The 17,746-nt window shown below is 69.2% G+C and carries 13 protein-coding genes and 1 pseudogene; 7 read left to right on the top strand and 7 right to left on the bottom strand.

The annotated features are described in order from the left end of the window. Positions 1-1,937 (bottom strand): glycoside hydrolase family 2 protein (locus HOV91_RS34075; RefSeq protein ID WP_174189382.1); only part of this gene is annotated, 1,937 nt, incomplete at its 3' end. A gap of 586 nt (positions 1,938-2,523) precedes the next feature. Between HOV91_RS34075 and HOV91_RS34070 the strand changes: the two genes are divergently transcribed. From HOV91_RS34070 to HOV91_RS34060, 3 genes are all read left to right on the top strand, one after another. Beyond that, the gene (locus HOV91_RS34070) at positions 2,524-3,264 is read left to right on the top strand and encodes an SDR family NAD(P)-dependent oxidoreductase (protein ID WP_174189381.1); all 741 of its coding nucleotides are present in this window, start codon (positions 2,524-2,526) and stop codon (positions 3,262-3,264) included. A gap of 44 nt (positions 3,265-3,308) precedes the next feature. Continuing rightward, positions 3,309-5,489 carry a beta-glucosidase gene (locus tag HOV91_RS34065; protein ID WP_174189380.1) on the top strand — a complete coding sequence of 727 codons (2,181 nt, stop codon included), beginning with the start codon at positions 3,309-3,311 and terminating at the stop codon, positions 5,487-5,489. A 202-nt stretch (positions 5,490-5,691) separates the two neighbouring features. Next, the gene (locus HOV91_RS34060) at positions 5,692-6,453 is read left to right on the top strand and encodes an IclR family transcriptional regulator (RefSeq protein WP_217441447.1); all 762 of its coding nucleotides are present in this window, start codon (positions 5,692-5,694) and stop codon (positions 6,451-6,453) included. Between the two features lie 27 nt (positions 6,454-6,480). On the opposite strand, the gene HOV91_RS34055 is transcribed toward HOV91_RS34060, so the two are convergent. From HOV91_RS34055 to HOV91_RS34040, 4 genes are read right to left on the bottom strand one after another with little or no spacing between them, the layout of a single operon-like run. Beyond that, complete coding sequence (locus HOV91_RS34055; RefSeq protein WP_174189378.1) at positions 6,481-7,155, bottom strand: SDR family NAD(P)-dependent oxidoreductase; 675 nt, start codon at positions 7,153-7,155, stop codon at positions 6,481-6,483. Continuing rightward, positions 7,152-8,192: a zinc-dependent alcohol dehydrogenase gene (locus HOV91_RS34050; protein ID WP_174189377.1), complete on the bottom strand. Its 1,041-nt coding sequence runs from the start codon at positions 8,190-8,192 to the stop codon at positions 7,152-7,154. Before HOV91_RS34050 ends, HOV91_RS34055 begins: the two co-directional genes overlap by 4 nt. Next, positions 8,189-9,049, bottom strand: coding sequence for a fumarylacetoacetate hydrolase family protein (locus tag HOV91_RS34045; protein ID WP_174189376.1), 861 nt, complete (start codon positions 9,047-9,049; stop codon positions 8,189-8,191). Before HOV91_RS34045 ends, HOV91_RS34050 begins: the two co-directional genes overlap by 4 nt. Beyond that, a complete protein-coding gene (locus HOV91_RS34040; protein WP_217441446.1) occupies positions 9,046-9,957 on the bottom strand; it encodes an SMP-30/gluconolactonase/LRE family protein in 912 nt (303 codons plus the stop codon). The genes HOV91_RS34045 and HOV91_RS34040 overlap by 4 nt, the downstream gene beginning before the upstream one ends. Positions 9,958-10,040: 83 nt before the next feature. On the opposite strand from HOV91_RS34040, the gene HOV91_RS34035 reads away from it, so the two are divergent. Together HOV91_RS34035 and HOV91_RS34030 are read left to right on the top strand one after the other, a co-directional pair. Further along, positions 10,041-11,762, top strand: a complete 1,722-nt coding sequence (locus HOV91_RS34035; RefSeq protein WP_217441445.1) for an IlvD/Edd family dehydratase — start codon at positions 10,041-10,043, stop codon at positions 11,760-11,762. Further along, a complete protein-coding gene (locus HOV91_RS34030) occupies positions 11,749-15,462 on the top strand; it encodes an FAD-linked oxidase C-terminal domain-containing protein (protein WP_174189374.1) in 3,714 nt (1,237 codons plus the stop codon). The genes HOV91_RS34035 and HOV91_RS34030 overlap by 14 nt, the downstream gene beginning before the upstream one ends. Positions 15,463-15,646: 184 nt before the next feature. Here the strand turns inward: HOV91_RS34030 and HOV91_RS40955 are convergent, their stop codons facing one another. Then, on the bottom strand, positions 15,647-15,943 hold the full coding sequence (locus HOV91_RS40955; RefSeq protein WP_312884877.1) for a roadblock/LC7 domain-containing protein: 297 nt from the start codon (positions 15,941-15,943) through the stop codon (positions 15,647-15,649). Beyond that, complete coding sequence (locus tag HOV91_RS40950; protein ID WP_312884878.1) at positions 15,940-16,104, bottom strand: hypothetical protein; 165 nt, start codon at positions 16,102-16,104, stop codon at positions 15,940-15,942. Before HOV91_RS40950 ends, HOV91_RS40955 begins: the two co-directional genes overlap by 4 nt. A gap of 70 nt (positions 16,105-16,174) precedes the next feature. Here HOV91_RS40950 and HOV91_RS34020 point away from each other — a divergent pair. Then, a pseudogene (locus HOV91_RS34020) lies at positions 16,175-16,457 on the top strand (acetolactate synthase large subunit); the annotation flags it as partial. Between the two features lie 203 nt (positions 16,458-16,660). Then, positions 16,661-17,746: CocE/NonD family hydrolase (locus HOV91_RS34015; RefSeq protein ID WP_174189373.1), on the top strand; the 1,086-nt coding region annotated here is incomplete at its 3' end.

Here is a 17,746-nt window from a genome sequence, read left to right as displayed (position 1 = left end):
GAGTAGACCTCGACGTGCGCGCGCTGTCCATCGCGGCCCCGCCAAGACCAGCTGTCGACCGCGTCGCTGGGACGCCACGCGGCTTTGGCGACCCGTTCGCCGGAGACGTCGAGCGGGCGCACCGCGATCGTCGGCGGTGTGTCCGGCGACCAGACTGCCCGCGCCAGCGCGGCGGGTGCGCCGGGCCGACCGGTGATGTCGATGACTCCACATCCACTGCTGACGAATGGGTACGGCTTTATCAGACCGGCCCACCGGCGGCCGTAGACCCAGTGCCCGACACCGACCTCACCGAGGTAGTCCCAGCCCGCCCAGAGGAAGTCGCCGATGAGGTTGGGGATCTGTTCGACCAGCGGCCAGATGCGAACGATATCGCCCGGCATGTCCTCGGTTCCTACCATGATCCGGGCGGGGTGGGCGTCGGCGTCCCGGCGGAACCGGTTGGCACCGTAGTTGTATCCGGCGACATCCAAGATGTCGAAAATTCCTCGGGTGCCGAGGTCCGCGCGTTTCGAGCGGGTAACTGCGTGCACCGCCGGGGTCACGAACTGCGCAACGATATTGAAACCGGTGCTGTCCAATTTTTTCATTTTGTCCATGAGCGGTTCGCCCGCGGCAGCCGGTTCGGTCGGCGGAACCGCATCACGCTTGGCGAAGGCGTTGAGGGCGATGTTGACCCCCGCGGTGACCGGTCGCGTTCCGTCCAATTCATGGATCCGGGCGGTCATGAGTCGTGCGAGCTCTATCCCGGCGCGCGCGGCGGTCTCCCCGTTCTCGTTGCTGATCGAGTACATGATGACGCTCGGGTGATTGCGGTCACGCAGCACCATCTCGTCGAGATCTACAGGCCACTGGTCGAGGAACGTTCTCGCGTCGTCGTACCGGGTCTTGGCGTTCCACCACACATCGGTGGTTTCGTCCATGACGTACAAGCCGACCTCGTCACAGGCATCGAGCATCGCCGCGGACAGCGGATTATGCGCGCTGCGGACCGCGTTGAAACCGTTCTCCTTCAAGATCCGCGCTCGCCGACGCTCGGCCGCGGGAAGGGCGAGCGAACCGATGACGCCGTTGTCGTGATGAATGTTGCCGCCGCGCAACAGCACCGGGATGTCGTTGATCAGCAGACCACGCCGGGCGTCGAGGGCCACGGTGCGCAGTCCGACGCGACTGTGGCGCTCGTCGAGGACCTGCTCGTCGGCTCGGAGGACTACCACACAGTCGTACAAGTTCGGCTCGTCGGCCGACCAGAGCCGCGGCTCCGGCACTTCCAGCACGATCCGCGCGCTGCTCCCGTCGGTGGAGGCGGACTCCGCCGCCACCACAGCACCGCCGCTCGAGAGTTCGACACCGGCCCGCACCGTGCGGCGATCGGGGTTGGCGAAGCGGAGTTCCACCTCGACGAGCGCGGGCGCGCCGATGCTCAGCGTCCGTACCCGGATACCGTGCTTGCCCAGGGTGACGGGTCCGCGCAGTTGCCACCAGACGGGCCGGTGGATTCCGGAACCGGTGTACCACCGGCTGTTCGGCTGCTCACTGTTGTCGGCGACGACCTCGATGTCGTTGACGCCGTCGGGTCGCAGCGCGTCGGTGACATCGACTTCGATGTCCCGATAGGCATTGGGCGCACCCGCGAACTCCTCGCCGTTCACCACGATCGTGGAGACTCGGGCGATGCCCTCGAAACGCAGAAACACCCGATGTCCGGGCGGCACGTCGGGTGCGAGCCAGCGCTTGCGGTAGGTGTAGCGGCCGCCCGGGAAGTAGGCGCCGGACGACGCGCTGGGGGCGTCGGCACTACGCGGTTCGGCGAGCATGGCGTCGTGTGGCAGGGCGACCTCGATCGGCGGAGCGCCCTCGGCGGTGACGGTCCAGCGGTCGCCGAAGGGCTGCCAGGCATACTCGCGCGGCTCTCCGGAGTGGTTGTCGGTCTGCATGGTGGCGTGAACACTTCCTCGGGTCACGGACGGGCGCGCTTCGGACGGTTTCAAGTTCCAATAGATGGAAATAACTATCCATTATTAGAACTAGCCTTCACGGTACACAGCGCCGATCCCTACTCGCAAACCCCTTCGCGACACTGCCGGACCACAGTCTCGGCAGTTGTGGACGGCGCCCACAGCAGAAACCGGCCCGATCCGAGGCGGGCCAGGCGAGGGCGCAGCGGCCCGTCCTCCCCCAGTGGCCGAGCCCGCTGCGGTCGAGAACCCGGAGCGCGGTGGGCCGTCGACTTCAGGATCGAGACCGCTCGCGCCAGCTCCCCAGGCGCACCCTTTGACCGACGAGCCAACTCGATCAGGACTGCGAGTACCCGGCCCGAGCTGACGAGCCTGTCAGCAGCCACCGCCCGGTCGTTCGCTGTTCACCGCGGTTGATCGTATTCATCGTTCCAGGATTCAGAATATTTGTCAGATAGTTGACATAGCGAGTCGCCGACCGAGTAGTGTGCAGAATGCGGAATGTCGTTCCAACAGCTTGAACGGAGCGGCGAGGCTGGTATCGCACGCATCTTGGGAGCAGCGGATGGATGAGTTGACAGGGTTGGCCGCTCTGGTCACCGGCGGCGCGAGCGGTATCGGTGCGGCCACGGCTGCCGAGTTGCGGCGGCGCGGCGCCCGTGTCGCTGTCCTCGACCGCGACATCTCGGCGGCGGCGCCGGACGTGCCGGCCCTGCGGTGCGACCTCACCGACGCCGCCGCGGTCGAGACCGCCGTCGCCCACATCGTCGCCGAGCTCGGCGGACTCGACATCGTGGTGAACAACGCCGGTATCGGGGCGACCGGGGACATCACGGCGAACGACGACGACGAATGGCACCGGGTGTACGACGTCAATGTCGTGGCAATTGCTCGCGTCATGAGAGCCGCGCTCCCGCACCTGCGGCGCTCCCCGAACGCCTCCGTGGTGAACCTCTGCTCGGCCGTTGCCTTTGTCGGTGTGCGTTCGCGGGCGCTGTACAGCGCCACCAAGGGAGCGGTCGCGGCGCTGACCCTGGCGATGGCCGCCGATCATGTCGCGGACGGCATCCGCGTCAATGCCGTCGCGCCCGGCACGGTCGACTCACCGTGGGTCGGCCAGCTGTTGAGCGGCACCGATTCCCCCGACGAGGCGGCCGCGGCCCTGCGGGCACGGCAGCCCATCGGACGCCTCGTCACCACCGACGAGGTGGCGGTCGCGGTCGCCGGCCTCGCCTCGCCGGGGGCGGGCTCCACCACCGGGACGGTGCTGCGCGTCGACGGCGGGATGAGCACCCTGCGCGTGTAGCGCCCCCGACCCCCGCCGCACTTCGATCGACGAGGAGAACACCGATGACCGACCCGAGCCGCGCCTGGGGCACCGCATTCGCCGACGCCGTGGATGCCGTTCGCCGTGGCGAACAGGACGTCGACCAGGCCGTCGATGGCGTGATCGGGCAGATGACCGAGGCGGAGCTGCTGTGGCTGCTCGACGGCGACATCCCGATCTACCGGGGCGTCCGCGGCTTGATGAAGCGGTTCCGCAGCGTGCCCACCGAGGCGGGCAGGATAGACCGTTTGGGAATTCCCGGTATCCGTTTCACCGACGGTCCGCGCGGCGTGGTCATGCAGCACTCGACCTGCTTCCCGGTGCCCATCTCCCGCGCCGCCACCTTCGACGTCGCGCTCGAGCGGACGATCGGAGGCGCCATCGGTATGGAGGCCAGCGCGCTGGGCGCCAACCTCTTCGGCGGCATCTGCGTCAATCTCGCACCCGCACCCGGCTGGGGTCGTTCGCAGGAGTCCTACGGCGAGGACCCCGTCCTGCTCGGCGCGATGGGCGCCGCACTCACCGAGGGCGTCAACCCCTGGGTCATGACGACCGTCAAGCACTTCGCGCTCAACTCCATGGAGGAGGCGCGCTTCACCGTCGACGTTCGCGTCGAGGAGGACGTCCTGCGCGAGGTGTACCTTCCTCACTTCAGGACGGTGGTCGAGGCGGGCGTCGACGCGGTGATGACCGCGTACAACGCCGTCAACGGCGAGTTCGCCGGAGAGAACAGGCATCTGGTCACCGACGTGTTGCGGAAGGACTGGGGCTTCGCGGGATTCGCGCTCACGGACTGGATCTGGGGGCTGCGGAACCCCGTGGAATCGGTGCTCGCCGGTCAGGACCTCGAAATGCCGTTCCGCCAGCAGCGCGCTGCCGCATTGCCGGGCGCGCTGCGCGACGGGCGTCTCACCCGCGCGGACATCGAGCGCCCCGCCACCCGGCTGCTGCGGGCCCAGCTGCGGTTCGCCGTGCGCGCCCGGCCGACCCCGACTCCTGACGTCGTCGCCTCTCCCGCGCATCGAGAGCTGGCGCGCGAAGCCGCACGCCGGGGCACCGTCCTGCTGCGCAACCAACCGGTCGGCGGCACACCGTTGCTTCCGCTGGACCAGGCCTCTCTCGGACGGATTGCGGTCCTCGGCCGGCTGTGCGACCGACCGAATCTGGGAGACAACGGGTCGTCCATGGTCACCCCGCCATCGACCTCGTCCGTAGTGGACGGGTTGCGGGAGCGCCTCGGTCGACGAGTGGTCACCGTCGACAGCACGGATACCACGGTCGCGGCGGCGGCGGCGCGCGCCGCGGATGTGGCGGTGGTCGTCGTCGGTAACACCGCCATCGACGAGGGTGAGTCGCTGGCTGCCTTCGACGTGAACACCATGCGGCTCACCGGCGGTCCGCTGCGCTTCCGCCCCGTCGCCACCCTGGCGGCCAAGGCGATGGGTTATATGCTCGCGCGCAAGGAAGCCGCCGGCGGGGATCGCCGGGACCTGCACCTGCGGCCGGACGACGTCGCGCTGATCCGGGCCGTCGCCGCAGCCAACGAGCGCACCATCGTCGTCGTCATCGCCGGGGGCACCGTGATGCTCGACCCCTGGGATTCCGAGGTCCCCGCCGTCCTGCTGGCTTGGTATCCCGGAATGGAGGGCGGCCGCGCGCTCGCCGACCTGCTGCTCGGTGATGCCGAACCGGGGGGCCGGCTGCCCGTCGCCATCCCTCGTCGCCGCGAAGACCTGCCCGTCGTGGACTGGAACGCAGGCACAGTGACCTACGGGCGGTGGTGGGGCCAGCGCAAGCTCGACCGAGACGGCAAGACCGCCGCCTACCCGTTCGGCTTCGGCCTCGGCTACACCACCTTCGACATCCAGGACGTCACCGCGGGACCGATTCAGGGCGAGCGGTTCCCGGTCACCGTCACAGTGACGAACACCGGCGCCCGCGCCGGGCGACACCTCGTCCAGATCTACGCCACCGACCCCGCACACAAGGGCGACGCGGTCAGGAAACTGATCGGCTTCCTGCCCGTCGAGGCGGAACCGGCCGAACGCGTGCGCCTCACCGTCGACTGCACGACCCGACCACTCCAGCGCTGGACCCCGAATGGCTTCCAGACACCGCACGGCAGCATTTTCATCGAGGCGGCCGCCCACAGCGGCGATCCACACGCAGCGCGAACCCATCTGTACGCACCAATGTCCAGCTGACCAAAGCGCCCTTCAGCGATCCAGAAGAGCTCTTGCCTAGGAGGCATACCCGGCCGATCTCGTTCACCCGACACCCGTGCCCCGAACACATACCCGCGAGGTCCCAGGGAGCACTGCCAGAAGGAAGTTCCGATAGTCTGAAAGGGTCCGGGTAGAGCCCAGCCAGCGAGAGGGATGCGTGAAGGGTGAAGAAGTAGCAGGTGTGGGTGCATCGGTGGTCGGCGCCGATCGCGTTCTGGCGGTGCTTCTCGAGCTTGCGGAGCATCCGGACGGGATCACGTTGGACGAGCTCGCGCACCGCCTGGGCAGCAGGAAACCGACAGTGCATCGTGCGCTGGGTGCCCTGCGGAGAGCGGGCCTGGCGGCTCAACTCGGCAGAGGTGTGTACTCGCTGGGCGACGACTTCGTGCGACTCGCGTTCCGGTTCCACCACGCGAGGCCGGAATCGGTTCTCGTGGAACCGGTCCTCGTCGAGCTTGCTCACCATTACGGAGAAACCGCGCACTACGCGGTTCTCGAAGGCGCCGAGGTGGTCTATCGCGCCAAAGTCGACCCGCCGACCGGTGGTGTGCGGCTGACCTCCGTCGTCGGCGGGCGTAATCCCGCCTATCGCACAGCGGTCGGGAAGCTGCTGTTGAGCGCCACCCTCGACAGTGAGCACCAGTTGCGCGAGCTGATCGGTGACGGCCCGCTGCCCGCGCGAACTCCGCACTCCATCACCTCGGTCGATGCACTCTGGGCCGAGCTGGTCGAGACCGGGCGACGTGGTTACGCGATAGATGATCAGGAGAACGAGGTCGGCATCAACTGTGTCGCTGTCCCGGTGCGCTGGAACACCGGCGGGCGCCCGCTCGGCGCCATCAGCGTGAGCGCTTTGGCCTTCCGCATGCCTGTGGAAAAGCTGGTGGCCGAGGTTCCGGCTATCCAGCACATGGTCGACCAGTTGACCAGTGGCGCACGATGACCAGCCGGAATGCCTCGGCTGCCGGGCTCAGTAGGTCGCCCGGCCGCCGCTGATGTCGTAGACCGCGCCGGTGGAGAAACTGACCTTCTCCGATGCCAGCCATGCGACCAGTTCGGCGACCTCGGAGGGTTCCCCGACGCGCTTCATCGGGATGAGGCTGGTGATGTGCGCCAGCACGTCCGGGGCGGTGGTCGCGTTCATGGGCGTGGCGATCACCGCCGGGGCGATCGCGTTCACCAGGACCCCGGTGGTGGCGAGCTCCTTGCCCGACGACTTGGTCAGGGCGATGACGGCGGCCTTGGACGCTGAGTAAACGGCGAGGTTGGGATTCCCGTCCTTACCGGCCATGCTCGCGAAGTTGACGACGCGGCCCCACCCACGATCCACCATCCCCGGGACGAACGCGCGCATCATGGCGACCGTACCGAGCACGTTCACCTCGAAGGTGGGGCGCCAGTCGGCCGAATCCGTCTCGATCAGGGGCTTGTTCGGCCCGACTATGCCCGCCGAGTTGATGAGGACGTCGACCGGCCCCACCCGGACTGCGAGCTCGGCGACCGCTGCTTCATCGGTGATGTCCAGCAGTTCGTCGGCGTCGCCGTCGCGGTCGACGGTGACGACGTCGATCCCGTCGGCGCGCAGCCGGTCGGCTGTGGCGGCGCCGAGACCGCGGGCGCCACCGGTCACGAGTGCGCGTTTCATGATTGCTCCTGCTCGGAAGGGGTGTGCCGAGAGATCTCGACGTGGATCTTGGGTCCGGCTCCGGCATGTGCGGGACGGGCGCCGGCCAGGACGGCGCCGAGTTCCTCGAGGCCGACGGTCGCGGCGATGAGCGGGCGCGGGTCGACGGCGCCCGCAGCGTAGGCAGCGATCGTCGGATCGAGTCCCGCGGAGGCGCCGAGGATGCCGACAGCGGTGATGTCGCCGAGCGCGAGCATCCTGGTGTCTATCAGGCTGGGGCTGCCGGCCAGGCCGACGTACACGATGCGGCGGCCAGGCTCGACGAGCTCGACGGCGCGGGCAGGCAGGTGCCGCGCGTTGGAGGCGTCGATGACGGCGTGCCACGGCAGATCCGGAAGATCGTCGTGGGTCCATACCCCGTCGAATCCGAAGGTCTTGGCGAACTCCAGCGAGCGGTCGGGGCGGCCGAGGAGATGCACCTCGGCGCCCGCGGCACGGGCGAACAGCGCGCAGAGCAGGCCGATGGTTCCGGGGCCGAGAATCAGAACACGGTCTCCGGGCTTGAGGTTCGCTGCGGCTACCGAGCGCCAGGCGTTGCCACCCGGTTCGACCATGGCACCCGAGGCGTCGTCAACCGTATCGGGTAACAGGTGCAGCGCCCACACGGGCACCGCGAGCTGTTCGGCCAGCCCGCCCGGGCGCCCGTTGCGGACACCGATCTCGCTGCGGAACTCGCACACGTGGTGGTATCCGGCGCGGCACCGCTCGCAGCGTTGACAGCCGAGCATCGTATCGCCGGTGACGCGACGCCCGACCCAGGAGTAGTCGACCCCGGCGCCAACCGCGGAGACGGTGCCCATCCATTCGTGTCCGATGCGCATCGGATACTCTGCCAAACCTTCGTGCAAGTACTGCATCTCGCCGGTGTAGAACTCCATATCGGTGCCGCAGATGCCCGCACGCGCAATATCTACGACGACCTCGCCTGCGGCGGGTGCCGGTGGTTCGACGTCGAGCACAGCGGCCTCGCCGGGACCGGTGATGACGAATGCTTTCATCGCGGCGCGAGAACCTTCTGACGCTGTGACCCGAGGCGGTCGATTTCGAGCTCCATGACGTCTCCGGGCTGCAGCCAGATCGGCGGCCGGAATCCCATGCCGACGCCGGGCGGCGTGCCGGTGTTGATCAGGTCGCCGGGTTCGAGGACCAGGAACTGGCTGATGTAGTGGACGATGAAGTAGGGGTCGAAGATCATCGTCGAGGAGGATCCGTCCTGCCGGCGCACACCGTTGACGTCCAGCCGCATGCCCAGGTCGAGGACGTCGGGCACCTCGTCCTGCGTCACCAGCCACGGTCCGACCGGATTGAACGTCTCGGCGGACTTTCCTTTCAACCACTGGCCGCCGCGTTCCAGCTGGAAAGCGCGTTCGCTGACGTCGTTGACCACCACCCAGCCGGCGATATGGTCGCGGGCCTGCTCCGGTGAGTCCAGGTAGCGGGTGCGGGCACCGATCACGATGCCCAGTTCGACTTCCCAGTCCGGCTTGGTCGAACCGCGGGGGATGCGCACGTCGTCGTTCGGGCCGATCACCGTATTGGGGGACTTGGTGAACAGGATCGGCTCCTCGGGCACCGCCTGACCGGTCTCCGCCGCATGGTCGCTGTAGTTGAGTCCCACGCAGATGATCTGGTGTGGCCGGGCGATCGGTGCACCGATGCGCTCTCCACCCAACTGCCGGATGTGCCCGGCCTCGGCGCGTTCGACGATCAGCGGCCGGATGCGGTCGAGGCCGCCGCCGCCGAAGAATGCCTCGTCGAAATCGGTGACCACATCGGAGAGGTCGATGTAGGTGTCTGCGGTGAGAAACGCGGCCGGCTTCTCCGCGCCGGGCGCTCCGATCCTGGCGAGCTTCATGTGGTCTCCTTCGAAATCTCGTTGAGGCCGCGCCACGGCGGCACGGGAAGGCCTCGGACGCCGGGCCGGGCGGTGAACAAGGTTCCCGACAGCGGGTGGGCCGCGAGCTGCTCGTCCGACAGATCCTGGGTCGCGGTGGTGATCACCAACGTGTCGAGACCGGAACCGGCGAACGCGACGCTGGACACGTGCGGGGCCGGCACACGCAGGGTGCGGTCGAGGACCCCGTCGGGTCGGTAGCGGCGCACTTCGCCCAGGCCCCACATCGCGATCCAGAGGTGGCCGTCCGCGTCGGCGCACATACCGTCAGGGAAGCCGTCGTCGAACGTGATGAGCGTTCGCCGCTGCCCGATCGCGCCGGTGACAGCGTCGTAGGGACGCGCGTACACGACGCGGCGCAGGGTGTCGGCCGAATAGAGCGTCGATCCGTCGGGACTCCAAGCCAGGCCGTTGGAGAGGGTGAGGTCGCCGTCGATGACGGTGAGGCTTCCGTCGTCCTCGAGCCGGACGAGCGTCTCCTGCTCGGAGGGGCCGTCCAGGGCGAGGGTTCCGATGAGGAAGCGCCCCGCGGGGTCGGGCTTTCCGTCGTTCGTGCGCCGCGACCGGCCGGGGGGAACAACGCGCGCGAGTTCGTGAGTAGTACCGGAGACGTGGCGGTGGATCAGTGTGCGCGAGCCCGCGACGATCCAGGATCCGTCCTCGGCGACGGCTACCGCGCCCACCGTGCCGGGGAGCGAGACCTGATCCATCAGGGTCACGCGCCCGTGCTCCTCCAGACGCCCCGAGAAGACGAGCCCGCGCCGGATGTCGACCCACAGAACCACACGGCGAATCGGGTCCCACACCGGCCCTTCGCCGAGCTCACACCGGGTGGGTCCCGCCGGAATCACCGAATCGGCGGTGGTCATGCGCATCCCTTTCGTCGTCGGCCGGATACACCGCTACTATAGTCATATTCCGTCTGTTGGACCTAATTTCCGAAAGTTGGTAAATGATGGCGACCGAGCTCAGGAGTTCGGCGTGGTATTCCGGCCAAGACCGGAACGCCTACATCCACCGGGCCTGGATGCGACGTGGTGTGCCCGACAGTGCCTTCCGCGGACGCCCGCAGATCGCCATCGCCAACTCCGCCTCCGACCTCACGCCCTGCAACGCCCACCTCGACGAGGTCGCGCAATCGGTCAAGAACGGCATCTACGAGGCGGGCGGGATTCCGCTCAACCTTCCGGTCGTCTCGCTCGGCGAAACCCAGGTGCGGCCGACCGCGATGCTCTGGCGGAACATGATGGCGATGGCGACGGAGGAGATGCTGCGCGCCAACCCGATCGACGGGGTCGTGCTGCTGGGCGGGTGCGACAAGACCATTCCCGCCCTGCTCATGGCCGCGGCTTCGGTCGACCTGCCCGCCGTCGTCGTCCCCGGCGGCCCGATGCTCACCGGCCACTTCCGCGGCAAGGCGCTCGGCTGCGGCACCGACGTTTGGCGCCTGAGCGAGGAGGTGCGTGCGGGCACCCTGAGCGAGGCACTGTTCACGACATCGGAATCATCGATGATCCGCTCCAAGGGGCACTGCAACACCATGGGGACGGCGTCGACCATGGCGCTGGTCGCCGAAGCGCTGGGCACGGTGGTTCCCGGCGTCGCGGGAACTCCCGCACCGGACGCCCGGCTGCTCGAAGCAGCCCACGACACCGGACGGCTCGCGGTCGACCTGGTCGCGCGGGACCGACGCCCCTCGACCTTCCTCGCGAAGGCGAACTTCCACAACGCGATCGTGGCGCTGGCCGCCATCGGCGGCTCCACCAACGCCGTCGTGCACCTGCTCGCCATCGCGGGCCGGCTCGGTGTCGACCTGACGATCGACGACTTCGACCGCATCGGCGCCGACGTGCCGCTGCTGGTCGACCTGCAACCGGCCGGCCGGCACCTGATGGACGACCTGCACCGCGCCGGCGGGTTCCTCGCCGTCCTGCGCGAGGTGCGCGACCTGCTCGACCCCGCGGCGCTGACCGTGACCGGTCGTCCGCTGGTCGACTACCTCGACGACGCGCGGATCTGGGACACCGAGGTCATCACCCCCCGCGCCCAGCCGCTCGTAGCGGCCGCCGGGATCAGCGTGCTGCGCGGATCGCTCGCACCGCGCGGGGCGATCATCAAACCGGCCGCCGCGTCACCGCACCTGCTGCGGCACCGCGGCCGCGCTGTCGTGTTCGACTCGATCGAGGATTTCCACGCCCGCGTCGACGACCCCGACCTCGACATCGACGCGGATTCGGTCATGGTCCTGCGCGGGTGCGGCCCGATGGGCTACCCGGGCATGCCCGAGGTGTCGAACATGCCGCTGCCGAAGAAGCTGCTGGAGCAGGGGGTGCGGGACATGGTGCGCATCTGCGACGGCCGGATGTCGGGCACCGCCTACGGCACGGTCGTGCTGCACGTAACACCCGAGGCGGCCGCGGACGGTCCCCTGGCCCGGGTGCGGACCGGGGACTGGATCGAGCTCGACGTGCCGAACCGCCGCCTCGACGTCGACGTCCCCGCCGACGAGCTGGCGGCGCGCGAGATCGGCGCCGCCACCCGGGACGGCTTCGCCGACCCGCGCCGCGGGTGGGAGCGGCTCTACGTCGACCACGTCATGCAGGCCGATACCGGAGCCGACCTCGACTTCCTCGTCGGCTCCAGCGGATCGAAGGTATCTCGTGAATCACACTGACACCGCCACCCTGCCCGCCCCCGACGGCACGCTGCTGCGCGAACTCGACGCCATCGGCGTCCCGGTGGGAGTGCGGGCCACCGATCGGCTGGCCGCCGCCCACGACGGATCGCACTACCTGCTCGTCCCCCAGGCCGTCGTCACCGCCCGGAACGCCGGCGACGTCGCCGCCACGCTGCGCGCCGCACGAGGAGCCGGTGTCCCGGTTACCTTCCGCTCCGGCGGCACCAGCCTGTCCGGGCAGGCGGGCGGCAGCGGAGTGATCGTCGACACCCGCACCCACTTCCGCGCCGTGCGGGTGCTGGACAACGGCGACCGCGTCCGCACCGGACCGGGCGCGACCGTGCGCGCGGTGAACGCCGCACTGCTGCGCCACGGCCGCAAACTCGGCCCCGACCCCGCCAGCGAGATCGCCTGCACCATCGGCGGAGTCGTCGCGAACAACTCGAGCGGCATGTGCTGCGGCACGCACGCCAACACCTACCGGACCCTGTCCTCGGCGGTGCTGGTGCTGCCCTCGGGCACCGTCATCGACACCGCCGCCCCTGACGCCGACGAATTGCTGCGAGCCGCCGAGCCGCGCATCCACGCCGGGCTGGAACGCCTGCGCGACCGCGTCCGCGCGGACCCGGACTCGGTGGCGACCATCGAGCGGCTGTACGCGATCAAGAACACGATGGGCTACGGGCTCAACTCCTTCCTCGACCACGACCGCCCCGTCGACATCCTGGAGCACCTGCTCGTCGGCAGCGAGGGCACGCTCGCCTTCCTCGCCGAGGCGACGTTCCGCACCGTCGCCGCCAAGGCGCACGCCGCCACCGGGCTGCTCGTCTTCCCGACCCTCGCCGCGGCGACCGCCGCCCTGCCCGCCCTGGTCGACGCCGGCTTCGCCGCCATCGAGTTGCTCGACGCCACGAGCCTGCGCGTCGCCCAGCGCGACCCCGAAGCCACCGCCGAGCTGCGCGCGCTCGACGTCGACGGGCATGCGGCGCTGCTCGTCGAGCACCAGGGCGACGACGCGGACGAGCTCGACCGGCTCACCGGCCGCTCCGCTCCCCTCCTGGATTCCCTGCCGCTCGTCGCCCCGGCCACGCTGACGAGCGACCCGGCGACCAGGGCGCAGCTGTGGCACATCCGCAAGGGACTCTTCACCGCCGTCGCCGGCGCCCGCCCGTCGGGCACCACCGCCCTGCTAGAGGACATCGCCGTTCCCGTCGACCGGCTGCTGACCGCCTGCACCCGCTTGATCGAGCTCTTCGAGCGACACGGCTATCGGGACAGTGTCATCTTCGGCCATGCCAAAGACGGCAATATCCACTTCCTGCTCAACGAGCGCTTCGATGACCCCGCCTCGCTGCGGCGCTACGAGGCCTTCACCGAGGACATGGTCGAACTCGTGCTCGCCCAGGGCGGCACCCTGAAAGCCGAGCACGGAACGGGGCGCATCATGGCGCCCTTCCTCCGGCGCCAGTACGGCGACGAGCTGTACGACGTCATGCGCGAGATCAAGCGGCTCATCGATCCGGAGGGGCTGCTCAACCCGGGCGTCCTGCTCACCGACGACCCCGCCGCCCACGTCCGCGACCTGAAGATCGTGTACCCGGTCGAAGCGGAGGTCGACCGCTGCGTGGAGTGCGGCTACTGCGAACCGGTCTGCCCGAGCAAGGATCTCACCCTCACTCCGCGCGAACGCATCGTGTTGCGCCGGGAGATCGCGCGCGCGGACGCAGCCGGTGACACCGCCCTGGTGCGGCAGCTGCGCTCGGAGTACGAGTACGACGGCGTGCAGACGTGCGCCGTGGACGGCATGTGCCGGACCGCCTGTCCCGTGCTCATCGACACGGGCGATCTCGTGCGGCGCCTGCGCGCGGAGAATCAGAGCGCCACGGCGCAATTCGGCTGGAAGCAGGCGGCGAAGCACTGGGGCACCGTCAGCCGCGGGGCAGGCATCGCCCTCTCGGTCGCACACGCCGTACCCGCCGCCCTCCCCGGCGCGGCCACCGCGGCCGGCCGCGCCGTGCTCGGAGCCGACGTCGTGCCGAAGTACACCGCCGAACTGCCCGCCGGTGGCACCGTGCGACGGGTCTTCGCCGAGCCCGCCGCGGTGGCCGTCTACTTCTCGAGCTGCACCACCACGATGTTCGGCCCCGCCGAGCCGGGCACCGGCGGAGTGGCGCAATCCTTCCTGGAGCTGTGCCGGCGCGCCGGCGTCCCGCTCGCCACTCCCGCCGATCTGCCCGCGCTGTGCTGCGGCACACCGTGGAAGTCGAAGGGCCTGACCGAGGGGTACGCGGTCATGCGCGACCGCCTCCGGAGTTCGTTGCTGACCGCGACCGGGGACGGCGAACTGCCCGTCGTCTGTGACGCGTCGTCGTGCACCGAAGGGCTGCACGTTCTGCTGGACGGCACCGGGATCCGCGTGCTCGACGCCGTCGAATTCGTCGACCGGGTCGTGCTGGACCTGCTGCCGCCCGGGCAACGAGTCACCTCGCTGACCGTGCATCCGACCTGTTCCGCCACCCGAATGGGAATCGGCGACTCCCTCCGTCGGGTCGCGGCCGCCGCGGCCGAGGACGTCCACGTTCCCGAGAACTGGGGATGCTGCGGCTTCGCCGGTGATCGCGGAATGCTGCATCCCGAACTCACCGCGGCAGCCACGGCACCCGAGGCTGCCGCGACCCTACGAGCCGATGCCGCGGCCCACGCCTCGCTCAACCGCACCTGTGAACTCGGCATGACCCGGGCCACGGGCCTGCCCTACCGCCATGTCCTCGAAATCCTGGCCGACGCGCTCCCCTCGATGCCGCCGTCCCGGGACGAACAACCGACGATCCGCCACATCCGCCCGCCCAGCCGTTCAACGAAGGAACGACGATTGAATACCCTCCGAATCGAAGACCGCGTCATCCCAGGGACGCACAACCCGATACCCATCCGCGAGTACCACCCCGCCGGTGGAGCGTCGACAGCTCCGCCGCTGCTCTGGCTGCACGGCGGTGCGTTCGTCTACGGCGGACTCGACATGCGTGAATCCGACCTTCCGGCGCGATTGGCGGCCACGGAGCGCCGGGTCGTGACTGTCCGCTACCGGCTCGCGCCCGCCCGCGGTCTGCTCGGCCGGGGCGTGCCGCCACCGCATCCGAATCGATTCCCAGCCGCGCTGGACGATGTGGTCGACGTAGCCCGCTGGCTCGCGGCGGACTCGGGATCGCCGATCCATATCGGCGGAGCCAGCGGCGGCGCGAATCTCTCCGCCGCGGCGGCCGTCCGATTGCGGGACGAAGCGGAACCCGCGATCGCCTCGACGGTACTCTTCTACGGCCTGTTCCACGGCACCCTGCCCCCGGCCCCCGAGGTCGAGGCCGAGCTGGACTTCTTCTCGCGACCGCTGCTCACCCCGGCGATGGTCCGCCGCATCAGCATCAACTACACCGCCGACGAGACGCTGATCGGCCCCGGACCGGCCTTCCCGGGCGGAACGGACCTGCACGGGTTCCCCCCGACGCTGATGATCGACGCCCACCGCGACTGGCTCCGCGCTTCGGGAGCGGCGATGCACCGCGACCTCCGCGAGGCCGGAGTCGAAGTCGAGTACACCGTCATTCCGGGGACCTACCACGGCTTCCTCGGCTCGCTGAGTCAACGTGCCAGTCGGCAGAGCATGGCGCTGGTCGGAACCTGGCTCAAAAAGCACGACTGAGACAGCCGAGGCCGAATCGGCACCACCTGCCCGGGAGTCCTGCTACGAGACTCCCGGGCAGGCGTCACGCGGGATCCGGACGGCTGCCGCCGTGCCTCGTCGTCGCCGACTGAGATCGCCCGACCCGCTGAACGGTCTGGTTCATCTCGTAGGCGACCATCCCCATATCGGCCGACGAATCGGCTCACAGCGACAGGCACGCGTTCGGCCCGCCCGCGGTGACGAAGAAGACCGCGTCATCGAGTTCGAGGACGACCTGCCGCACGCCGCGGCCGGCGAACCGGATGCCCGCGCCGCGCGGCAGGCTGTAGAGCGCTGCGGACATGGCGCACAGGTGCTCGGCCTCGGGTCGGGGAAGCGATCGGCAGCGGGCGATCAGCAGCCCGTCCGCGGACAGCAGCGTGGCGCTGCGTACGCCGGGAAGGCGCTGGTCGAGTTCGCGCCGGAGCCAGTCGAGATCGGTCGAAGCCGACGAGGTCACGGTCGCGGTTCCTCGTGGGCGGAATCCGGCGGCGGGGTCGACGGCTCCCGGGCGCCGGAGATCGCCGCGGTGGCACGGGCGTCGGTGACCGGGGCCGGACGGGGCTCTGTGACAACATCGTCGGCCAGCAGGGCCGCCGGGATCAGCACGAGCGCTTTCACCCCCGCCGCAGTCGGATTCGGCCAGGCGCACCGAGATGCCGTTGCGGGCGGCGAGCATCGACACCACGACTACGGCGGCCGGTACTGCAACGTCGACCTCGCCACCCACTCCCCGGCGTCCCCGACTTCGTCAAGCTCTCCGAAGCCCTCGGCTGTGCCGCGCTGCGCCGTGACCGGGAGGGGGACGTCGACGCCGTCATCGCGCAAGCCAGAGCAATCACCGACCGCCCGGTGGTGATCGACTTCATCGTCGGCGACGACGCGCTGGTCTGGCCGATGATCGCGGCGGGCGCAAGCAACGACCAGATCATGCGGCGCGCGGGATTCGCCCGCTCTTCACCGAGGACGAGTAACCCGATGGGACCACAGGGAAGGAGCCGCGGAGTTGGCTTCTTCCCCGAACAACAGCCATGAAGTACTTTATTAGGTACCATTTAACCGTTATTGGTACCTATAAGGCGGGTCTGGCTGCTATGCGACTGCGATCGGGCCCCCTACCTGCACGGGAGCGGCGTCTCCGGCCGCCCGTGCGAGCCCTGAAGACGAAAGCGAGACAATGTTGTCCGGAATTCATATCGAATCCGACGTCGAGGCCACGATGCGCGACGGCACCGTCCTGCGCGCCGATGTGTACCGGCCGGTCGGGGAGGGCCCGTGGCCGGTTCTCATCGAGCGCACGCCCTACGATCGGCGCGCCGCGCTGCAGGGATACCTCGACCCGTTCACCGCGGTGTCCCGCGGCTATATCCTGATCCGTCAGGACACCCGCGGGCGGTTCGGTTCCGAGGGCGACTGGCTCCCCTTCACCTACGAAGTCGAAGACGGCTACGACACCGTGCGCTGGGCGGCGGGCCTGCCCGGCAGCAACGGTGTCGTCGGCATGTTCGGCGGCAGCTACACCGGCAACACCCAGTGGGCAGCGGCCCTGGCCAAGCCGCCGGAGCTGCGGGCGATAAGCCCGCAGGTCACCTGGAGCGATCCGGCCAATGGCTTGCACTTCCGCGGTGGCGCGATCGAACTGGGCCTCAACGGGATCTGGTCACTGATGACCGGTGCCGGCGAGATCGCGGCGCGGGCACAGGACCCGGCGCAGTTCGCCACCGCCTTCGCCGACCTCGTCGCGGACTTCGACGGCCTCGCCTCCGACGGCTATTGGATACTGCCCGCCGGTGATCTGCCCACCGTAACCCGGCACGGAGTCCCAGATCTCGGCATCCACCGCGCACTGGCCGACCCCGCCACCGCCGACGGGGCAACCATCGCCGGCAAACACAGCAGCGTCGAGGCCCCCGCACTCAACAGCGGGGGCTGGTTCGACGTCTTCCTGCAGGGCAGCCTGGACAACCACATCGCCATGACCGCTCTGGGCAAACCCACCCGGCTGGTCGTCGGCCCATGGACTCACATATCCAAGAGCGGAGCGGCGGGCAGCCTCGCCGGCGAGGTGAATTTCGGCATGGCCTCGATGCACGTCGGCATCGCCTACGACGAGCTGCAACTGGACTGGTTCGACCACTGGCTCAAGGACGCCGACAACGGGGTCGATACCGCGCCGCCGGTCAAGATCTTCGTCATGGGCATCAACCAGTGGCGCGACGAAGCCGAATGGCCCCCCGCCCGCGCGGTCGACACCCCCTGGTAC

The organism is Nocardia barduliensis (assembly GCF_013315795.1).
GTDB lineage: Bacteria > Actinomycetota > Actinomycetes > Mycobacteriales > Mycobacteriaceae > Nocardia > Nocardia barduliensis.
Note: the sequence above shows the minus strand (reverse complement) of the source record. Positions and strands in the feature narration are given on the sequence as shown.

Coding starts and splice junctions, on each gene's coding strand:
- HOV91_RS34070 (WP_174189381.1), top strand. CDS start 2,524: ATGGATGAGTTGACAGGGTTGGCCGCTCTGGTCACCGGCGGCGCGAGC.
- HOV91_RS34065 (WP_174189380.1), top strand. CDS start 3,309: ATGACCGACCCGAGCCGCGCCTGGGGCACCGCATTCGCCGACGCCGTG.
- HOV91_RS34055 (WP_174189378.1), bottom strand. CDS start 7,155: ATGAAACGCGCACTCGTGACCGGTGGCGCCCGCGGTCTCGGCGCCGCC.
- HOV91_RS34050 (WP_174189377.1), bottom strand. CDS start 8,192: ATGAAAGCATTCGTCATCACCGGTCCCGGCGAGGCCGCTGTGCTCGAC.
- HOV91_RS34045 (WP_174189376.1), bottom strand. CDS start 9,049: ATGAAGCTCGCCAGGATCGGAGCGCCCGGCGCGGAGAAGCCGGCCGCG.
- HOV91_RS34040 (WP_217441446.1), bottom strand. CDS start 9,957: ATGACCACCGCCGATTCGGTGATTCCGGCGGGACCCACCCGGTGTGAG.
- HOV91_RS34035 (WP_217441445.1), top strand. CDS start 10,041: ATGATGGCGACCGAGCTCAGGAGTTCGGCGTGGTATTCCGGCCAAGAC.